Here is an 18,131-nt window from a genome sequence, read left to right as displayed (position 1 = left end):
CGGAACGAGGGAGATGTCGATGAGCCTCTGGGATGACCTGCGCTTTCACCGGAAGGGGCATGAAGACAGGCCGATCCTGTCGCTCTTCGAGGGCACCGACCGGGCGCGGCATTTCTCGATCCGCGCCGACGGGCTGCTTTTCGACTATTCCAAGACCGGGATCGACGCCCACGCGCGCGACCTCCTGATCCGGCTTGCCGAGGCATCGGGCGTCGCCGGCAAGCGCGACGCGATGTTCTCCGGCGAGAAGATCAACGAAACGGAGGGCCGCGCCGTCCTGCATACCGCGCTTCGCAATCTCGCGGGCTCCGTCACCGTCGATGGCCGCGACGTGATGCCCGAGGTCCGCGCGACCCACGCGCGCATGGTGGCCTTCGCGCGCGACGTTCGCAACGGGCGGTTCACGGGGGCCGGGGGCGCGATCACGGACGTGGTCAATATCGGCATCGGCGGGTCCGACCTTGGCCCGGCGATGGCCTGTCTCGCGCTTGCGCCCCATGCCGACGGGCCCAGGGCGCATTTCGTCTCGAACGTCGACGGGGCGCATGTGCATGACGTTCTGGCGCCGTTGAACCCCGAAACGACGCTGGTCATCGTCGCCTCGAAGACCTTCACGACGATCGAGACGATGACGAACGCCGAGACCGCGCGGGACTGGATGGCGGCCAAGGTCGCGAATCCGGCCGCGCAATTCGCCGCCGTCTCCACCGCCGCCGGCAGGACCGCCGCCTTCGGCATCGACGCCGCCCGTGTCTTCGGCTTCGAGGATTGGGTCGGCGGGCGCTACTCGATGTGGGGGCCGATCGGGCTGTCCTTGATGATCGCTGTCGGTCCTGAGGATTTCGGGCGGTTCCTCGTCGGCGGGGCCGCGATGGACGCGCATTTCCGCGAGGCGCCGTTTGCCGGGAACCTGCCGGTCATGCTCGCCCTCACCGGTATCTGGCACAACCAGATCTGCGGCCACGCGACCCGCGCCGTCCTGCCTTACGAACAGCGCCTCTCGCGCCTGCCGGCCTATCTTCAGCAACTGGAGATGGAAAGCAACGGCAAGCGCGTCGCAATGGATGGCTCGGACCTGATCGAGCATTCCGGTCCCGTTGTCTGGGGAGAGCCTGGCACGAACGGCCAGCACGCCTTCTACCAGCTCATCCATCAGGGAACGCGGGTCGTCCCGTGCGAATTCATGGTTGGCCGCGAGGGCCACGAGCCGGAGCTTGCCCACCAGCACCGCCTTCTCGTCGCCAACTGCCTCGCCCAGTCCGAGGCGCTGATGCGCGGTCGCAGCCTTGAAGATGCGCGGGCGATGATGGCGAAGAAGGGCCTGACGGGGGCGGAGCTTGACCGGCAGGCGCGCCACCGGGTCTTCCCCGGCAACCGCCCCTCCACGACGCTCGTCTACGAGCGGCTGACGCCCTACACGCTCGGCCAGATCGTGGCGCTCTACGAACACCGGGTCTTTGTCGAAGGCGTGATCCTCGGGATCAATTCCTTCGACCAATGGGGGGTGGAGCTTGGCAAGGAACTGGCGCTCGCGCTCGAACCGATACTTGCCGGGCGGGAAAGTGCCGAGGGCAAGGACGGCTCCACCCGGATGCTGGTCGCGGCGCTCGGTGGCGGCTGACGGGCATCGTCGTCAAGATTTCCTGGACGGCGGGTCGGCTAGATAGCGGCGGCGCTCAGGTAGCGGGCGCAGCCTTCGAGGGCGGCGTAATCGTCCTCGATGATCGACACCGGGAATTCCCGCATGAAGGTCGAGAACCGCCCCTTGTCGCGGAAGGCGGCGGCGAAATCGAAGCGGTCGAAGTGATCGGTGAAGGCACGGGCGACGCCGCCGATCAGGTAGATGCCGCCGAAGGGCAGGTGGGTCAGCGCCAGATCGCCGGCGACGGTGCCAAGGAGGCGGAGGAAGGCGCGCGCCGTTTCGGTCGCGACCGGGTCCGTGCCCTCGGCGATCGCCGCCATGATCGCGGAGGCCCCGAGAAGTTCGTCGCGACCGGCCTCGCTCGCCGCCCAGGCGTGGAGCCGTTCGAGCCCGCGACCCGAAAGCACATCCTCCACCCCGGCGAACCCGTGTGCCGTCTCGACGGACCGCATCAGCCGCAGATCGGCCTCGGTCCGGACCGGCAGGCTGGCATGGCCGCTTTCGGAGGCGGTGACGATCCGCCCGCCGGGCGCCTCGTGGACGGCGGCGGCGTTGAAGCCGGTGCCGACGCCGATGACGAGTTGCGGCCCGTCGGTCCGGCCGGAACCCTCGGCCACGATCAGCGGCCGCAGGCAGTCGGCCGCGATGTGGCCGAGCGCATGGCCCTGGGCCTGAAGGTCGTTCAGGACCGCGACCCGCTCTGCCCCGGTCGCTGCCCCGACTGCAGCCCGGTCGATGGTCCAGTCGAGATTGGTGAGGCGTGCAACGCCGTGATCGACCGGCCCGGCAACGGCGACGCAGGCGCCAGCACAGGCCGGATTGCCCGACTCGGCCCGGTATCGGACGAGGACGGGGCCGAGACCGGGGAAATCGGCATTGGCGAAGCGCCGGATCGTCGCGCGGTCGACGGCATCCCCCCGCGCCAGCGCGACGCGGGTGTTGGTGCCGCCGATATCGGCCACGAGCGAAAGGGTCTCAGGCATCCGCATCTTCGCTTTGCAGGGGCTTTGGTCGTGGGGCCCTCAATGGCGTGATAGGATGCTTTCGGGGTCCGCATCAAGCGCGCTGCGCCGATATCGGGACGTAAGACGGGTTTTGGGCGGCCGATGCCGCGATCCCGTGCGTGGCGTGGTGGGGGTGACGCGGCGCGGGCGTCGCCCACATCCCGAAGACGCCGAAGTAGGTCAGCCACATGGCCGCCAACGGACCATGAGACGGTCGTCCGGAAATGCCGCGCCATGATGCGCGGTCACGTCCAAGAGATCGTCCTTCGGTTGAGTATACGCAAGGCCGTCGGCCGCCTCGATACTCACCGCCCGCCTGGTTCAGGCGTGCAATCCGGCGCGTGGCGGAAGATCGTCCAGACGACGTTGAGCCGCCCCGACGCGGGCCTGCGGATCATGTTTTAAAACGCTTTGTAATCATTATAAAAAAGGATAATGAGTGTCGGAACGCCAACGAACGATGTGGGGATATCATGACGAGTACGCTTCATGTCGGAGCCGCCGCCCTGGCGCTTCTTGCCGGCGGCGCGGCAGCGCAGGAGCTGAAATTCGAACCGGGCGAGGATGCGCGTTTCGACTGGGCGAGCTTCGATTCCTATGCCAATAAATACAACCTTGACGGTCAGTCGCTGTCGATCTTCGGACCGTGGCGGGGCGAGGATCAGGTGCTCGCGGAAAGTGTCCTTGCGTATTTCTCCGCCGCCACCGGTATCACGGTGATCTACTCCTCGTCGGAGAACTACGAACAGCAGATCGTCATCGACACCCAGGCCGGCTCCCCGCCCGACATCGCGATCCTGCCGCAACCGGGGCTGATCGGCGACCTCGCCGCGAAAGGGTTGCTGGCGCCGCTCGGCGACGAGACCGAGGCATGGATTCGCGGGAACTACGCTGCGGGCGACAGCTGGGCCGGCCTCGGTATCTACAAGGGCGCCGACGGAACCTCGGCGCTCTACGCGTTCCCCTACAAGATCGACGTGAAATCGCTCGTCTGGTACGTGCCCGAGAATTTCGAGGATGCGGGCTACGAGGTCCCGGGGACGATGGAGGACCTGAAGGCGTTGACCGAACGGATCACCGCCGATGGCGGAACGCCGTGGTGTATCGGTCTCGGCTCGGGTGGCGCGACCGGCTGGCCCGCGACTGACTGGGTCGAGGATCTGTTGCTTCGGACGGCCGCGCCGGATGTCTACGACAGGTGGATCGGCAATGATCTGCCCTTCACCGACCTCGCCATCACCGGCGCGATCGACGAATTCGGCTGGTTCGCCCGCAACGACGCCTTCGTTGATGGCGGAGCCGCCGCGGTCGCGACGACCGATTTCCGTGACAGCGCCAAGGGGCTCTTCGCCTCGCCGCCGAAATGCTACATGCATCACCAGGCGTCGTTCATCCCGTCCTTCTTCCCGGAAGGAACGAAACTGGGGCGCGACGCCGATTTCTTCTACTTTCCGGCCTATGCGGGCAAGGACCTCGGGAAACCCGTCCTTGGCGCCGGCACGCTCGCCATGATCACCCGGGACGGAGAGGCCGCGCGGGCGTTCATCGAGTTTCTGAAAACGCCCATCGCGCACGAGGTCTGGATGGCGCAATCGAGCTTTCTCACCCCCTTCAAGGCGGTCAATGTCGACGCCTATGCCAATTCCGCGCTGAGGAAGCAGGGCGAGATCCTCCTCGGCGCCACGACCTTCCGCTTCGACGGATCGGACCTGATGCCGGGCAAGATCGGCGCCGGTGCCTTCTGGACCGGCATGGTCGACTACGCCGGCGGCAAGGAGACCGGCGCCGTCGCGGCGGCGATCCAGGCCGAGTGGGACGCGATCAAGTAAGGCGGCCCGCCGGGGGGAGGGGGTATGGAACAGCTCTGGGCCGCGCTTTTCACCATCGTCTGCGGGATTGCCGGGGCGGGTCTCTATTTCTGGGGCTCCAACTGGTGTCTTGACCGGATCTTCCCGCTCCGGGCCGCCGACAGGGCGGTGGCGTCGCGCAACATCGCCCGTGCGGCGCTGATCCGGCCCTGGCTCTTCCTCGGGCCCGCCTTGCTGGCGCTCGGGCTCTACCTCGTCTACCCGGTTTTCGCGTCGATCTGGCTCAGCGTTCACGACCGGAGCGGGCAGGACTTCGTCGGGCTCGCCAACTACCGCTGGCTGCTGGGCGATCCGGGGGTCCGGGAAGCGATGGTGAACAACCTTCTCTGGCTTCTCGTGGTGCCGGCGGCGTCGAACTTCCTCGGCCTTGTCGCCGCCGCCCTTACAGACCGGATCGCCTGGGGCAACATCGCCAGATCGCTGATCTTCATGCCGATGGCGATCTCCTTCGTCGGCGCCGCGGTGATCTGGAAATTCGTCTACGATTACCGGGGCGAAGGCTCCGATCAGATCGGCCTCCTCAATGCGATTGTCGTCTCCCTCGGCGGTGAACCGCAGGCGTGGATCGCCCTGCCGTTCTGGAACAACGTCTTCTTGATGGTGATCCTCATCTGGATCCAAACCGGATTCGCGATGGTCATCCTCTCGGCCGCGTTGAGGGGGATTCCGGAAGAAACAATCGAGGCGGCCATCCTCGACGGCGCCTCGGGTCTTCAGATCTTCCTGCGGATTATGGTGCCGCAGATCTGGGGCACGATCGCGGTCGTCTGGACCACCATCACCATCACCGTCCTCAAGGTCTTCGACATCGTGCTGGCCATGACGAACGGCCAGTGGAACAGCCAGGTCCTCGCGAACCTCATGTTCGACTGGATGTTTCGGGGTGGCGGCGATTTCGGGCGCGGGGCGGCCATCGCCGTCGTGATCATGGTGCTCGTCGTGCCGATCATGATCTGGAACATCCTGCGGGCGCGGTCCGAGACGGGGGATCGGTGATGCCGTCGCGGCCGCGATCCCCGCTCGCCTGGGCCGTGCAGCTTTCGGTCGCCATTCTCGTCCTGCTCTGGACGCTGCCGACGGCCGGGCTTCTCGTCTCGTCTTTCCGGGATAAGGACCAGATCTCGGTCTCGGGCTGGTGGACGGCGCTGTCGACCTCGTCGCAGAACCGCGTCTTCCGCGCGCCGCCGGGTGACGGGGGACCATTGGTGGCGGGCCGCCACGTCCTGACCGGCAACGTGCTGGAGGGCGGGGCCGGCCGCGTGTCGGCCTTCGGCTTCTCCTCGCGCGACCCGGCCGCCTTCGCGCCGGGGGCGACGGCGGAACTGAAGGACGGCGTGACGCTCAGCGTCGCGGAAGACGGCAGGTTCGAACTCTCGGGCCCGCAAAGTTCCGCCGGGGCGCGCGGGCAGCGTATCTTCTACACCGCCGATCTGCCGCCGCGCTTCACGGCGGAGAATTACCGGGGCGTCCTGACGGCGGCCGGTCTCGGCCGGTCCTTCCTGAACTCGATGACCGTCGCCGTGCCCGCGACCGTGATCCCGATCCTTGTCGCCGCATTCGCCGCCTATGCGCTGGCCTGGATGCCGTTTCCGGGGCGTTCCCTCCTGATCGCGGCGGTGGTCGGGCTTCAGGTCGTGCCCTTGCAGATCTCGCTGATCCCGCTCCTCAAGATCTACAACTCTGCCGGGCAAGCCTTTGGTTTCGAACCGAAAAGCTATCTCGGCATCTGGCTTGCCCATACCGGGTTCGGACTGCCGCTCGCCATCTATCTCTTGCGCAACTACATGGCCGGGCTTCCGCGCGAGGTGATGGAGTCCGCCCGTCTCGACGGGGCGAGCGACGTCCAGATCTTCACCCGGATCGTCCTGCCGCTTTCCTTTCCGGCGCTCGCGAGCTTCGCGATCTTCCAGTTCCTCTGGACCTGGAACGACCTTCTCGTGGCGCTGGTCTTTCTCGGCCCGCAGGACGAGAAGCTGGTTCTGACCGGGCGGCTGGTGAATCTCATGGGCTCGCGGGGCGGCGAGTGGGAGATTCTAGCGGCTTCGGCCTTCGTCTCCGTCGCGGTGCCGCTTCTGGTGTTCTTCTCGATGCAGAAATTCCTCGTGCGGGGCATACTCGCTGGATCCGTGAAAGGGGGCTGACGTGACCGCGACGAACCTGCCGGCAGCGGCGCAGCTTGACGGGGACCGGGACTGGTGGCGCGGCGCCGCGCCGCGGGAGGGCGGGGTGTTGGCGTTTGGGCCGTGGCAGTGCAACCTGCTGCGGCGCGCGGCGTGAGGAGGCGTCGGTGGCCGGGCTGAAACTGACAGGCATTGGCAGATCCTACGCCAATGTCGAGGTCCTCAGGGATATCAATCTCGATATCCGGCAGGGCGAACTGATCGTGTTCGTCGGCCCGTCGGGCTGCGGAAAGTCGACGCTCCTGCGCATGATCGCGGGGCTGGAACCGATCACGCGTGGCACGCTGGAAATCGACGGCGTGGTGACGAACGCGGTTCCCGCGGCCCAGCGCGGCATCGCGATGGTGTTCCAGTCCTATGCGCTCTATCCCCATATGACGGTGCGCGACAACATGGCTTTCGCGCTGAAGATCGCGAGGAAAAGCCGGGTGGAGATCGCGGCCGCCGTCGGCAGGGCGGCCGAAATCCTGCAACTGACCCCCTATCTCGACCGGCTGCCAAAGGCGCGGTCCGGCGGCCAGCGCCAGCGTGTCGCCATCGGCCGGGCGATCGTGCGCGACCCCAGGGTCTATCTTTTCGACGAGCCGCTTTCCAACCTCGACGCCGCCTTGCGTGTCGCGACCCGGATCGAGATCGCGCAGTTGAAGGAGAACATGCCGGGGGCGACGATGATCTACGTCACGCATGACCAGGTGGAGGCGATGACACTCGCCTCCCGCATCGTGGTTCTTTCGGGGGGCGGCATCGCGCAGGTTGGAACGCCCCTCGATCTCTACGAACGCCCCGAGACCGAGTTCGTCGCGCAGTTCATCGGATCCCCGGCGATGAACCTTCTCGACGGCGAGATCACCGGGACCGGGGCGGAGACAACGGTGCGGCTGGATTCTGGCGGGACGGTGACCTCGACGGTCCCTACGGAAGCTGGCGACCGCGGGCTCAAGGTCCGGGTCGGGATCCGGCCGGAGCATTTCGTGCCGGCGGATGATGCGGCGGTGGCCTGGCGCGGCGAGGTCGAGATCACCGAGGCGCTTGGCGAGGTGACGCTTCTGTATTTCAAGGCCCGGAACGGCACGGCGCCGGTCATCGCCAAGCTTCCCGGCATTCATCCCGGACTGCGGCACGCGTCGGTCGGGCTGCGGGTGGACCCCGCCAGGGTCCACCTGTTCCATGTCGGCCGTTCGCTTCTTTACCGATGAGGGTCAGCCGGGCCGGATCATCGTCATGGCGAAGCTGACACCCGCCAGCACAGCGAGAAAGGCCGAAGCAAGACCCATCGCGACAGGCAGCGCGGCCGGCAAGGTCAGCCGTGCGGCGGGGGCGTGAACGGCGTGGACGGTGTGAGGAACCGGGGTGTGGCTCTGTCTCATGCCGCCATTAGGCACCCGTTAGGTTTCCGCGCGCGTAATGCGGCCATGAACATCGTCTGGGACGGAATCGCGGCGGAGGAGGACGGGGCGGCGGCCCTTCCGCTCCAGCAAAGCCGGGGCTATGCGGCGGCGCTTCGGCGGCTTGGCGGCACGACCCGGCGCGTTCAGATCCTGCGCGGCAGTGATCCGGTCGGTTTCGCCCGCATCGTCTCGCGGCGCTTCGGTCCGCTTCGCCTGTCGCTTCTGCTTCGCGGACCTGTCTGGACGGCGGATGTGACGCCTGACGAGAAGCTGGAGGCGTTGCGCGTCCTTGCCCGGTCCGCCTCGCCGCTCGTCGTCATGCCGGAAGACGGCGGTGGCGGGTGGGGTTTCGTGCCCATCGTCACCCCGCGCCATGTGGCTCTGCTCGACCTCTCACCCGATGTGGAGCGCCTTAGGGCCGGGCTTCGCGGCAAATGGCGCAACCGGCTGGTCCGGGCGGAGGCGGCGGGCCTGCGCGTCCATCTCGGCCATCCCGACCCGGCGCCGGTCGCGCGGCTTCTGACCCTTGATGCGGGGCAGCAGAAGGCGCGGGGCTACCGGGCGTTGCCGGCCCGGTTCACGCATGCCTGGCTCGCCGGAGATCCGGGTCACGCGCTTCTTGTCGAGGCGCGGCGTGGGGGCGAGGTGATCGCCGCGATGCTCTTTCTCCTGCACCGGCCCTGGGCCACCTACCACATCGGCTGGGCCGGACCAGAGGGCCGGCGGCAGAACGCGCACAACCTCCTTCTCTGGCAGGCCGTGCTGCGTCTGAAGGCGGACGGCTACCGGATGCTCGACCTCGGCGACGTGAATACCGAAGGCGCGCCCGGCCTTGCCCGGTACAAGGTCGGCACCGGCGCCGAAGTCGTGGCCCTCGGGGCGACGGGCCTCGTCCTGCCGGCGCTCACTCGGCCGCGATCTTGATCACCGGCTCCATGGCGGCGAATTCCTCGTCCGGGAGGTGGCACTTGATCTGATGGCCGTTCGCGAGCATGCGGACCGGCGGCATCTCGGTATCGCAGATACCGCCCGGCACCTTCGACTTCCACCGGCACCGGGTCTGGAACGGGCATCCGGGCGGCGGGTTCATTGCCGAGGGGATATCGCCTTCGAGGACGATCCGCTTCTTCTGGACGCGGGTGTCCGCGATCGGAACGGCGGAGAGGAGCGCCTCGGTATAGGGATGGTAGGGCGGCGAGAAGACCTGATCGGTCGTGCCCAGTTCCACCACATGGCCAAGATACATCACCATGACCCGGTCCGAGAGGTAGCGGACGATCGACAGGTCGTGGCTGATGAAGAGAAGCGTCGTGCGGTTCTTGCGCTGGATCTCCATCAGGAGGTCGGTGACCGCCGCCTGCACCGAGACATCGAGGGCCGAGACGGGTTCGTCCGCGACCACGATCTTGGCGCCGCCGGCGAAGGCGCGGGCGATGCCAACCCGCTGCTTCTGCCCGCCCGACAACTGGCGCGGCATGCGGTCGGCGAAGGCGCGCGGCAGCTTCACGAGGTCGAGAAGCTCCAGCATCCGCTGGCGACGCTCGTCGTCGGTATTGCCCTCGCCGAAAATCTCCAGCGCCCGGATGATCTGCCGTCCGACGGTCATCGAGGGGTTGAGCGTGTCGAAGGGGTTCTGGAACACCATCTGGACGCCCGAGACCGTCTCGGTATTGCGGGATTCGATGGGGGTCGACTGGATCTCGTTGTCGTAGAGGAAGATCTGGCCTGAGGTCGCGGTTTCCAGCCCCATCAGTACCTTCGCGAAGGTGGACTTGCCGCAGCCCGATTCGCCGACGATGGCGAGCGTCTCGCCCTCATGCGCCTCGAAGCTCAGCGTCTCGTTGGCTTTCACGACCTTGGTGTCGCCGCCGCCGAAGAGCGCGTTGGCGCTGACCTCGTAGTATTTCCTCAAGTCCTCCATCTTCAGGACGACGTCGCCGATCGGTGTCTTCTCGACGGTCTTCGTCGCCTTCACGGGCGCGTCCCAGTCGATCTCGTCCACCCTGAGGCAGCGGGTATCGTGGCGGTCGTTGCCCGGCACATGGATCATCGGGATATCGGCCTTGTCGCAGCGCCCGGCGACGAAGTAGTCGCAGCGCGGGCCGAAATTGCAGCCCTGGGGCCGTTCGTGCGGGAGGGGGAAGTTGCCGGGAATGGCGACGAGGGGGCGCGAATTCTTGTCCGCCCCCGGCAGAGGGATCGAGCGGAAGAGCGCCTGGGTATAAGGGTGCTGCATCTTGTCGAAGACATCCTCGATGCTGCCGGTTTCCACCGCCTCGCCCGAATACATCACGCAAAGCCGGTTGCAGGTGTCGAGGACGAGGCCGAGGTTGTGCGAGATGAACAGCATCGAGGTGCCGTATTTGCGGCCGAGATCCTTGACGAGATCGACCACCGCCGCTTCGACCGTCACGTCGAGCGCGGTCGTGGGTTCGTCGAGAATGAGAAGGGCCGGCTTCGACATCAGCGCCATCGCGATGACGATACGCTGCTGCTGGCCGCCCGAAAGCTGGTGCGGATAGGCTTTCAGGATCCGCTCGGGGTCGGGCAGGCGCACGTCGGTGACGACTTCGAGCGCGCGTTTCCAGGCTTCCTCCTTCGAAATGCCCTCATGGATCATCGGCACTTCCATGAGCTGCTGGCCGATCTTCATCGCCGGGTTCAAGGAGGCCATCGGCTCCTGGTAGATCATCGCGATCTCGGAGCCGCGGATGAGGCGCAGTTCTTCCTCGGACATCGTCGTGAGGTCGCGGCCCTTGAACTTGATCGTTCCGCCGACAATGCGGCCGTTCTTGCCGAGGTCGCGCATCACGGCGAGGGCGACAGTGGACTTGCCGCAGCCGGATTCGCCCACGAGGCCCATCGCCTCGCCGGGCTGGACCACGCAGGAGAAGTCCATCACGGCGGGGATTTCGCGGAGGCGCGTGAAGAAGCTGATCGACAGGTTCTCGATTTCGAGGATCGGGCCGTCATAGTCCCATTTGGTCATGGCGTGTCTCCCTTGCGGGTCAGCCGGGGGCGCTGCCCCCGGACCCCCGGAGTATTTCGGCCAAGAAGAAGGGTGGGCCGCACCGGCTCAGTCCTTCAGGCTTTCCTCGCGGAGGCCGTCCGCAAGGAGGTTGAGGCCGAGGACGAGGCTCATCAGCGCAAGGGCCGGCACGATGGCGGGGTGCGGCGCGATTGTGAGGAGCTTGCGGCCGGCATTGATCGTGGAGCCCCAGTCGGGGCTTTCGGGGGAAAGGCCGAGGCCGAAGAAGCCGAGGGTGCCGAGGAGGATCGTGGTGTAGCCGATCCGGAGGCAGAAATCGACGATGAGGGGCCCGCGGGCATTGGGCAGGATTTCCCAGAGCATGATGTACCAGGGCCGCTCGCCCCGGGTCTGGGCCGCCGAGACATAGTCGCGGGTCTTGATGTCGAGCGTGATGCCCCGGACGATCCGGAAGACGGTGGGCGAGTTCACGAAGACCACCGAGACGAAGACGATGAGGATGTTGCCCGGCACGTGGATGAGGTCGAGCGCGTTCGGCAGGACCGCGACCTTGGTGCCGACCTCGCCCACGAGCGAGAGGTAGACGTAGCCGCCGACCACCGCGATCGCCGTCATCATCTTGTTGCGGAAAGCCGGCATCACGTAGAAGCGCGAATTCACCAGCACCATCAGGAAGATGATCGGAAAGAGGAAGAGCACGATCGCGAGGTATTGCGGCAGCCCGGTCTCCACGATCTCCGGCGTCACGAGGAGGTAGAAGAGGAGGATCACCGGGAAGGCGAGGATGAGGTTCGCGAGGAACGAGAGCCCGGTGTCGAGCCGGCCGCCGTAATATCCCGCCGGCAGGCCGAGCGTCACGCCGACCATGAAGGCGAAGAGCGTTGCGAGGGGGGCGATCTGGATCACCACGCGGCTGCCCGCGACCATTCGGGAGAAGACGTCGCGCCCGAGGTGATCGCCGCCGAGGAGGTACCAGGCGGTCCCGTCCGGTTGCAGCGTTCCGGGCGCCTTGTTCTTCATCTGGCTAATCTGGCTCAGCGTGTCATGGGTCACGATCAGGTCGGCGAAGAGCGCCGAGAAGACCCAGAACATGACGATGGCGAAGCCGATCATGCCGATAGTGGAATCGAAGAGCTTGCCATAGAGCCCGAGACGCCGCTTGTAGCGGATCGACACCGCGAAGGTGACGACAAGCGCGATCCAGACCGGCGTGAATTGCTTTGCCAGTCCGAAGAGGATGGCACCCCAGCCAAGGTCTTCCATGTCAGCTGATCCTGATTCTGGGGTTGAGGAAAACGTAGCCCACGTCGGAGATGAGCTGCGTGGTGAGCACCACGACCACGGCGACGACCGAACAGCCGAGAAGAAGCTGGATGTCGTTGTTGCCGGCGGCCTGCACCAGCGTCCAGCCGAAACCCTTGTAGTTGAAGAGGGTCTCGACGATGACGACGCCGTTCAGGAGCCAGGGGAACTGGAGCATGATCACGGTGAAGGGCGCGATGAGGGCGTTTCTCAGCGCGTGTTTCATCACCACGTTGGCAAAGCTGACGCCCTTCAGCCGTGCGGTGCGGATATACTGCGCCGTCATCACCTCGGTCATCGAGGCGCGGGTCATCCGGGCGATATAGCCGATGCCGTAAAGCGCGATGGTCAGGACCGGCAGGAAGAAGTTCTCGAAGGTGATGCTGTCCATCGCCGAGGTCGCGGTGCCCTTGAACACCTTCCAGCCCATCGAGGTCGCGAAGACCGCGATGAGGATGACGCCGGAGACATATTCCGGGGTGGCGGTCGAGGCGATGGAGAAGGTCGAGAGCGAACGGTCGAGTTTCGAGCCCTCGCGCATCCCGGCGAGAATTCCGATGATGAGCGAGACCGGCACCATGAGCATCATCACCCAGAACATGAGAACGCCCGTCAGGCCGAGCCGGGTGCCGATGATCGAGCCGACATTTTCCTTGAAGACCGAGGAAAAGCCCCAGTAGCCTTCGAGAACCCCGCAGAAGGCGGGCGCCGTCGCGGGATCTTGCCCGCGCGCGATGCAACGCCCCGTGGTCACGCCGTTTTCCTCGCGCGTCCAGCCCGGCATGACGCCCAGCCATTCGCCGTAGCGGACGAGAAGCGGGCTGCCATGCCCGTTCTTTTCCAGCCAGCTTTGCACCTCTGCGTCCGAGATGCGGGTTCCGGCTTCGGATTTGGCGAGTTTCTCGAGGTTCGGAGGCAGGTTCGTGAGGTAGAATACGACGAAGGTCAGGCAGAGCGCCGTCAGTATCATTGTCACGATGCGCCGGAGGAGGAACGTGAGCATGCGCTATTATGTCCTTTCCGCCATCTGGTGGAACGGGGCGTCACAAAGACGAATTGGGGCGGGAGCGCGCGCCGCGGCACACGCCCCCAAGAGGCCGATCAGCTTTCCAGCCACCACTTGTAATGGTGGTGTTCGAAGGTCGGATGCATGTCGCAGCCCTTCACGCCCTCGCGGAAGTGACGATAGAGCGACCGCCAGTAGGGCTGGATGATCACACCCTCGTCCTGCATGATCTTCTCGATCTTGGCCATGACCTCGCGCCGCTTGTCGGCGTCGGCAATCGACATGGCTTCGGCTAGAAGCGAGTCGAACTCGGCATTGCTGAACGCCGTTTCGTTCCAGGCACCGCCGCTCTTGTAGGCGAGGGCCAGAACCTGCACGCCAAGCGGGCGCATGTTCCATTCGGTCGCCGAGAACGGGTACTTCGTCCAGTCGTTCCAGAAGGTCGAGCCGGGCAGGATCGTGCGCTTGATATTCACACCGCCGTCCCGAAGCTGGGCGGCCACGGCGTCACAGGTCGCCGCCTGCCAGTCGTCGTCGATCGAGATCAGCTCGAATTCGGTATCCGCGTGCCCCGCTTCGTCGATCAGCGCCTTGCCGCCGGCCGGGTCGACCGCGAGCGGCGGAAGTTCGGCATATTCCGGGTGGATCGGGCAGACGTGATGATCTTCCGCCACCGTCCCGAGCGAGGCGTAGCCGAGTTCCAGGATGACGGCATTGTCGACCATCATCTGCAGGCCCTTGCGCACCTTGACGTCCTTGTAGAGGTCGGCCAGTTGGTTGAAGCGGACGCAGATCGTGGCGGAAGTCACCGCCTCGGACTTGGTCCAGCCCAGCCCGTCGAAGATCTCGACGAAGTCGCCGGTGGTCTGGTAGGTGACGTCGATTTCTTCGGCTTCTGCCGCGGCAAGATAAGCCGAGGGATCGGTGCCGAGGTCGATATACTCGATCCGGTCGAGGTAGGGGCCCCCATAGACATCGGTGCCCCACCAGACCTGGTCGGCATTCTTGACCAGAACCTGCTTGACGCCGACCTCGTTGGTCTCGGGCATGTACGGCCCGGTACCGATCGGATTGTCGGTCGGATCGCCGCCCGCATAGCTCGAATGCACGATCGCCGCGGGATAATCCGCCATGCCGGCGACGATGGTGATGTCGGGCGCGGGCAGGGACAGCTTGACGGTATGGGTGTCCACCACCGTGATGGCCCCGTCCCGGGCCTTCTTGGTCGTCTCGTCGGCGAGACCGCCCATGCGGGCGACCATCGAGTTGCCCTCGACCTCGGCGTCGCACCACCCCGTGATGTTGCGGGCCACGTCCTCGGCGGTGAAGTCGTCACCGTTGTTCCACTTCACGCCCTGACGGACCTTCAGCGTGTATTCGGTGGCGTCGTCGTTGACTTCCCAGCTTTCCAGCAACATGCCGCGGAACGTCCCGTCAGCATTGTATTCGACAAGGTATTCCAGCCAGCCCCGCGCGAAGTCGGCGATCTGGGACCAGTCGAAAGTGCGCGGGTCCTTGAGCGCCTTGGTTTCCATCTGCATGCGCAGCGTGCCGCCCGGTTTCGGGGTGTCCTGCGCCAGCGCCGGGGCCTTGAGGCCCAAGAGGCCGTAAGCCGCCGCGCTGCTCACGCCAAGCGCGGAGGCCCGGGTCAGGAACTCCCGGCGGCTCAACGTGCCCGCGCGGACTTCGTCGGCATAGTGAATGGCAGCCGGATGGATCTCCGGCGCGAAATGCTTGGTCATAGTTTTCTCCCTGCGAGTCGTTCTCTGATTCCGTTGCGCCTATGCCCCTGAACGGGCGGTAGCTGACGCAGCCGGATCTGTGCTCACGCCCGCATTGCGCCCTTTTTTTCCCCCTGCGTCAACGCCCGATTCCGTCACGAGCGGTCTTTTTGCGACATCGCGGACGGCGGGGAGGCTCTCAGACGGAGCGGCGGAACGCCGAGGGGGTCTTTCCTGTCCGGTGCTGGAACGCACGGGTGAAATACGCCGCCGAGGTGAAGCCCAGCGCCTCCGAGATCCGGGCGATCGGCATCCCGGTTTCGGCGAGCAAAACCCGTGCTTCGAAGATCACCCTGTCATGAAGGATGTCCGAGGCCGAGCGGCCACAGGTCTGGTTGCAGACCCGCGTCAGGTGCGTGGGCGTGACGCCGAGGGCGCGGGCATATTCGGCCACGCCCTTGCCCGAGCGGAATTCGCTTTCCAGAAGGGCCGAATAGCGCGCGGCGAGGCGCCGGGCGGCATCGGATTTCTTGGCGCCGGCCCCATCCGCATCGACATGGCGTTCGAGCCACACACCGAGCAGGCCGAGATGATGTTGCGCCGCACGTTCCGCGCCGGGCTTGCCGCTTTCCAGCTCGCGCTGGATGTTGTCGATCAGCCCCGACAACTCGGCTTGCGGGCCGACTTCGCGGATGCGCAGATGCTGGGGCGTTTGCGGCAGGTCCGTCGTGCAGCCGCGACCGAAGAAGACCGCCGTGCCGTAGGTCTGTGCGCCGACCTCGAACCCGTGCATGACGCCGGCCGGAATGAAGATCGCGTTGTGGACGCCGTAGCCCCGCGTTACGCCGCCCACCGTGATCCGGCCCTGACCTCGGGTGAACCACAGAAGGAGCGGTTCCGACAGCGACCGCATCGCCTCGATCCGCCAGCGTCCGCCGGCGGCCAGGCGCGGGATCGGCACGATCCGCAGCGGCGACTTTGCTGACGTTTCGGGAATCGCCGGCGCGGCTGCCGGTGCCTTGGGTGCGGTCTTGGCGGCGGGCCGGTCGGAGAATTGCGACAGCGGCGTGCCAGAGAAAAGCTTCAAGGGCAGGGTCCTCAGGATCGGGCCGACGGTCGGGCGGCGAAAGGAGGGTCGTCTGAGCGGTCGCCGGATCATAGCCAGCCGGCCGCCAATCCCCAAGGAAAAAATATGCGGAATCAGCAGGATCGGCGGAGCGTGGCCGGCTTGTCACTCTGGCCGCAGCCATGTCCAGCCACGCATCCGGCCGCGAAACCAGCTCCTCTGGCGCTTCGCATATTGCCGGCTGGACGCCTGGGCGGCCGTCACCGCCGCTTCCAGCGTCATCTCGCCGCGCAGATGCGCGACCATTTCGGGGGCGCCGATGGCCTTGGCCCAAAGCGCCTTCGGATCCCAGCGGGCGAGGGTGGCGCGAACCTCGTCGAGTGCGCCCTGCCGCACCATCGCCTCGAAACGGCGGTCGATCCGCCCGGCCAGCCAGTCGCGCTCCGCGTCGAGGACGATGAGGGTGGCGCGGTCGGCCGACAGAAGCGGCGCGCCGGTTTCGTCCTGCCAGGCGGACAGGCCGCGGCCGGTGGCGCGGGCGACTTCCCAGGCGCGCTGGATGCGGGCGGGGTTCCGCCGGTCGATCCGCGATACCGTTTCGGCGTCGATTTCGCCCAGGAGCGCCGCGGGCCCGCCATCGGCGAGGCGGGCGGCGGCCTCCGCGCGGATCGCCGCCGGCACGGGCGGAATCTCGGCCAGACCCTCGGTCAGGGCGCTGAGATAAAGCCCGGTGCCGCCGACGATGATCGGGCGTTCCGGGCCTTCCAGAAGGGGGGCCACCTCCCGCAGCCAATGCCCCACGGAATAGTCGGCACCGGGGGCGAGGTGACCGTAGAGCCGGTGCGGCGCGCGGGCCTCGTCTTCCGCCGTTGGCCGTGCCGACAGAATCCGCCAGGTCGACCAGACCTGCAACGCATCGGCATTGACGATTACGCCGCCCTGCGTCTCGGCCAGACGCAGGGCCAGAGCGGATTTCCCCGACGCCGTCGGTCCGGCGATGACGACCGGTTTTTCGGGGTCGATATTGTCGATGAATTCCAGTGCTGTGCCCGCCACTCTTCACGTGTCTTGGATGGCGGGCCGCAGACCTCTGCCGCTTTCCCGCCGAGGCCGGTTGAACCCGCCGTCGATTTCATTCATTTTGCGCCGGAACAAAAGAGGCGGCAAGTGGAGCGAAGAATGGCAGGGGCGGAAGAACCCAAGGTAACCTACAAGCGCGTTCTTCTGAAGATATCGGGCGAGGCCTTGATGGGAGATCAGGGCTACGGCCTGCATCCCCCGACCGTGGCCCGCATCGCGGCCGAGGTGAAATCGGTCCACGACCTCGGCGTCGAGATCTGCATGGTGATCGGCGGCGGCAACATCTTCCGCGGCCTTCAGGGCTCCGCTCAGGGGATGGAGCGGACGACCGCCGATTACATGGGCATGCTCGCCACCGTGATGAACGCGCTCGCGATGCAGGCGGCGCTCGAACAGCTCAGCGTCCATACCCGCGTGATCAGCGCGATCCCGATGGATCAGGTCTGCGAACCCTACATTCGCCGCCGCGCCGTCCGGCACCTCGAGAAGAAGCGGGTCTGCATCTTCGCCGCCGGCACCGGAAACCCCTATTTCACCACCGACACCGCCGCGACGCTGCGCGCCAACGAAATGGCGTGCCAGGCGATCTTCAAGGGCACGAAGGTCGACGGGGTCTACGACAAGGACCCGAAGAAACACGCCGATGCCAAGCGCTACGACACGGTCAGCTACGATGAAGTGTTGCAAAAGCATCTCGGCGTGATGGACGCCTCGGCCATCGCGCTCGCGCGCGACAATCACCTTCCCATCATCGTCTTTTCGCTCGACGAGCCCGGCGGTTTCCGGGGCATTCTTTCGGGCCGCGGAACTTACACCCGCGTCGGCGGTTGAATCCTATCCTTTCCTGCGCCTTTCGTGGTAAAGGGCGCCGAACAGCAATTTGAC

The 18,131-nt window shown here is 66.1% G+C and carries 16 protein-coding genes; 8 read left to right on the top strand and 8 right to left on the bottom strand.

Going from position 1 to position 18,131, the window contains the following annotated elements; translation table 11 throughout:
* Positions 1-19 precede the first annotated feature (19 nt).
* Positions 20-1,621, top strand: coding sequence for a glucose-6-phosphate isomerase (gene pgi / locus V5734_RS13340; RefSeq protein WP_347310133.1), 1,602 nt, complete (start codon positions 20-22; stop codon positions 1,619-1,621).
* Between the two features lie 38 nt (positions 1,622-1,659).
* On the opposite strand, the gene V5734_RS13335 is transcribed toward pgi, so the two are convergent.
* Positions 1,660-2,631 carry a glucokinase gene (locus V5734_RS13335; RefSeq protein ID WP_432759627.1) on the bottom strand — a complete coding sequence of 324 codons (972 nt, stop codon included), beginning with the start codon at positions 2,629-2,631 and terminating at the stop codon, positions 1,660-1,662.
* A gap of 488 nt (positions 2,632-3,119) precedes the next feature.
* Between V5734_RS13335 and V5734_RS13330 the strand changes: the two genes are divergently transcribed.
* Genes V5734_RS13330 through V5734_RS13310 form a run of 5 tightly spaced genes read left to right on the top strand, consistent with a single transcriptional unit; the run spans position 3,120 to position 7,890 of the window.
* On the top strand, positions 3,120-4,475 hold the full coding sequence (locus V5734_RS13330) for an ABC transporter substrate-binding protein (protein ID WP_347310131.1): 1,356 nt from the start codon (positions 3,120-3,122) through the stop codon (positions 4,473-4,475).
* A 24-nt stretch (positions 4,476-4,499) separates the two neighbouring features.
* The gene (locus tag V5734_RS13325; protein ID WP_347310130.1) at positions 4,500-5,510 is read left to right on the top strand and encodes a carbohydrate ABC transporter permease; all 1,011 of its coding nucleotides are present in this window, start codon (positions 4,500-4,502) and stop codon (positions 5,508-5,510) included.
* Positions 5,510-6,655, top strand: a complete 1,146-nt coding sequence (locus V5734_RS13320) for a carbohydrate ABC transporter permease (protein ID WP_347310129.1) — start codon at positions 5,510-5,512, stop codon at positions 6,653-6,655. Before V5734_RS13325 ends, V5734_RS13320 begins: the two co-directional genes overlap by 1 nt.
* Before the next feature lies 1 nt (position 6,656).
* Positions 6,657-6,791, top strand: a complete 135-nt coding sequence (locus tag V5734_RS13315; RefSeq protein WP_347310128.1) for a hypothetical protein — start codon at positions 6,657-6,659, stop codon at positions 6,789-6,791.
* Positions 6,792-6,801: 10 nt separating this feature from the next.
* Positions 6,802-7,890: an ABC transporter ATP-binding protein gene (locus tag V5734_RS13310; protein WP_347310127.1), complete on the top strand. Its 1,089-nt coding sequence runs from the start codon at positions 6,802-6,804 to the stop codon at positions 7,888-7,890.
* Positions 7,891-7,893: 3 nt separating this feature from the next.
* Here V5734_RS13310 and V5734_RS13305 read toward each other — a convergent pair whose 3' ends face one another.
* On the bottom strand, positions 7,894-8,061 hold the full coding sequence (locus tag V5734_RS13305; RefSeq protein ID WP_347310126.1) for a hypothetical protein: 168 nt from the start codon (positions 8,059-8,061) through the stop codon (positions 7,894-7,896).
* 45 nt (positions 8,062-8,106) lie between these two features.
* Between V5734_RS13305 and V5734_RS13300 the strand changes: the two genes are divergently transcribed.
* A complete protein-coding gene (locus V5734_RS13300; protein ID WP_347310125.1) occupies positions 8,107-9,006 on the top strand; it encodes a GNAT family N-acetyltransferase in 900 nt (299 codons plus the stop codon).
* Here V5734_RS13300 and V5734_RS13295 read toward each other — a convergent pair.
* The 6 genes from V5734_RS13295 to miaA all read right to left on the bottom strand — a co-directional run bounded on the left by V5734_RS13295 (position 8,987) and on the right by miaA (position 17,222).
* Positions 8,987-11,071 (bottom strand): ABC transporter ATP-binding protein, encoded by a 2,085-nt coding sequence (locus V5734_RS13295; protein ID WP_347310124.1) that lies wholly within the window; start codon positions 11,069-11,071, stop codon positions 8,987-8,989. The genes V5734_RS13300 and V5734_RS13295 overlap by 20 nt on opposite strands.
* Positions 11,072-11,158: 87 nt before the next feature.
* A complete protein-coding gene (locus V5734_RS13290; protein ID WP_347310123.1) occupies positions 11,159-12,334 on the bottom strand; it encodes an ABC transporter permease in 1,176 nt (391 codons plus the stop codon).
* Between the two features lies 1 nt (position 12,335).
* Entirely contained in the window at positions 12,336-13,376 is a 1,041-nt protein-coding gene (locus tag V5734_RS13285; RefSeq protein ID WP_347310122.1) for an ABC transporter permease, read from the bottom strand.
* A gap of 98 nt (positions 13,377-13,474) precedes the next feature.
* Complete coding sequence (locus V5734_RS13280; RefSeq protein ID WP_347310121.1) at positions 13,475-15,121, bottom strand: ABC transporter substrate-binding protein; 1,647 nt, start codon at positions 15,119-15,121, stop codon at positions 13,475-13,477.
* A 178-nt stretch (positions 15,122-15,299) separates the two neighbouring features.
* Entirely contained in the window at positions 15,300-16,187 is an 888-nt protein-coding gene (locus V5734_RS13275; RefSeq protein ID WP_347310120.1) for an AraC family transcriptional regulator, read from the bottom strand.
* Positions 16,188-16,331: 144 nt separating this feature from the next.
* Positions 16,332-17,222, bottom strand: coding sequence for a tRNA (adenosine(37)-N6)-dimethylallyltransferase MiaA (gene miaA / locus V5734_RS13270; RefSeq protein ID WP_347310119.1), 891 nt, complete (start codon positions 17,220-17,222; stop codon positions 16,332-16,334).
* Between the two features lie 123 nt (positions 17,223-17,345).
* Here miaA and pyrH point away from each other — a divergent pair, with 123 nt between their 5' ends.
* A complete protein-coding gene (gene pyrH, locus V5734_RS13265) occupies positions 17,346-18,077 on the top strand; it encodes a UMP kinase (protein WP_347310118.1) in 732 nt (243 codons plus the stop codon).
* Positions 18,078-18,131 lie beyond the last annotated feature (54 nt).

The sequence above is a fragment of the Defluviimonas sp. SAOS-178_SWC genome (genome assembly GCF_039830135.1).
Taxonomy (GTDB): domain Bacteria; phylum Pseudomonadota; class Alphaproteobacteria; order Rhodobacterales; family Rhodobacteraceae; genus Albidovulum.
This window is presented reverse-complemented; position numbering and strand designations above follow the sequence as displayed.

Excerpts from the sequence above, each read along its gene's own strand:
- V5734_RS13280 (WP_347310121.1), bottom strand. The coding sequence starts at position 15,121 with ATGACCAAGCATTTCGCGCCGGAGATCCATCCGGCTGCCATTCACTAT.
- V5734_RS13300 (WP_347310125.1), top strand. The coding sequence starts at position 8,107 with ATGAACATCGTCTGGGACGGAATCGCGGCGGAGGAGGACGGGGCGGCG.
- V5734_RS13290 (WP_347310123.1), bottom strand. The coding sequence starts at position 12,334 with ATGGAAGACCTTGGCTGGGGTGCCATCCTCTTCGGACTGGCAAAGCAA.
- pgi (WP_347310133.1), top strand. The coding sequence starts at position 20 with ATGAGCCTCTGGGATGACCTGCGCTTTCACCGGAAGGGGCATGAAGAC.
- pyrH (WP_347310118.1), top strand. The coding sequence starts at position 17,346 with ATGGCAGGGGCGGAAGAACCCAAGGTAACCTACAAGCGCGTTCTTCTG.
- V5734_RS13320 (WP_347310129.1), top strand. The coding sequence starts at position 5,510 with ATGCCGTCGCGGCCGCGATCCCCGCTCGCCTGGGCCGTGCAGCTTTCG.
- V5734_RS13285 (WP_347310122.1), bottom strand. The coding sequence starts at position 13,376 with ATGCTCACGTTCCTCCTCCGGCGCATCGTGACAATGATACTGACGGCG.
- V5734_RS13305 (WP_347310126.1), bottom strand. The coding sequence starts at position 8,061 with ATGAGACAGAGCCACACCCCGGTTCCTCACACCGTCCACGCCGTTCAC.
- V5734_RS13325 (WP_347310130.1), top strand. The coding sequence starts at position 4,500 with ATGGAACAGCTCTGGGCCGCGCTTTTCACCATCGTCTGCGGGATTGCC.
- V5734_RS13335 (WP_432759627.1), bottom strand. The coding sequence starts at position 2,631 with ATGCGGATGCCTGAGACCCTTTCGCTCGTGGCCGATATCGGCGGCACC.
- V5734_RS13295 (WP_347310124.1), bottom strand. The coding sequence starts at position 11,071 with ATGACCAAATGGGACTATGACGGCCCGATCCTCGAAATCGAGAACCTG.
- V5734_RS13330 (WP_347310131.1), top strand. The coding sequence starts at position 3,120 with ATGACGAGTACGCTTCATGTCGGAGCCGCCGCCCTGGCGCTTCTTGCC.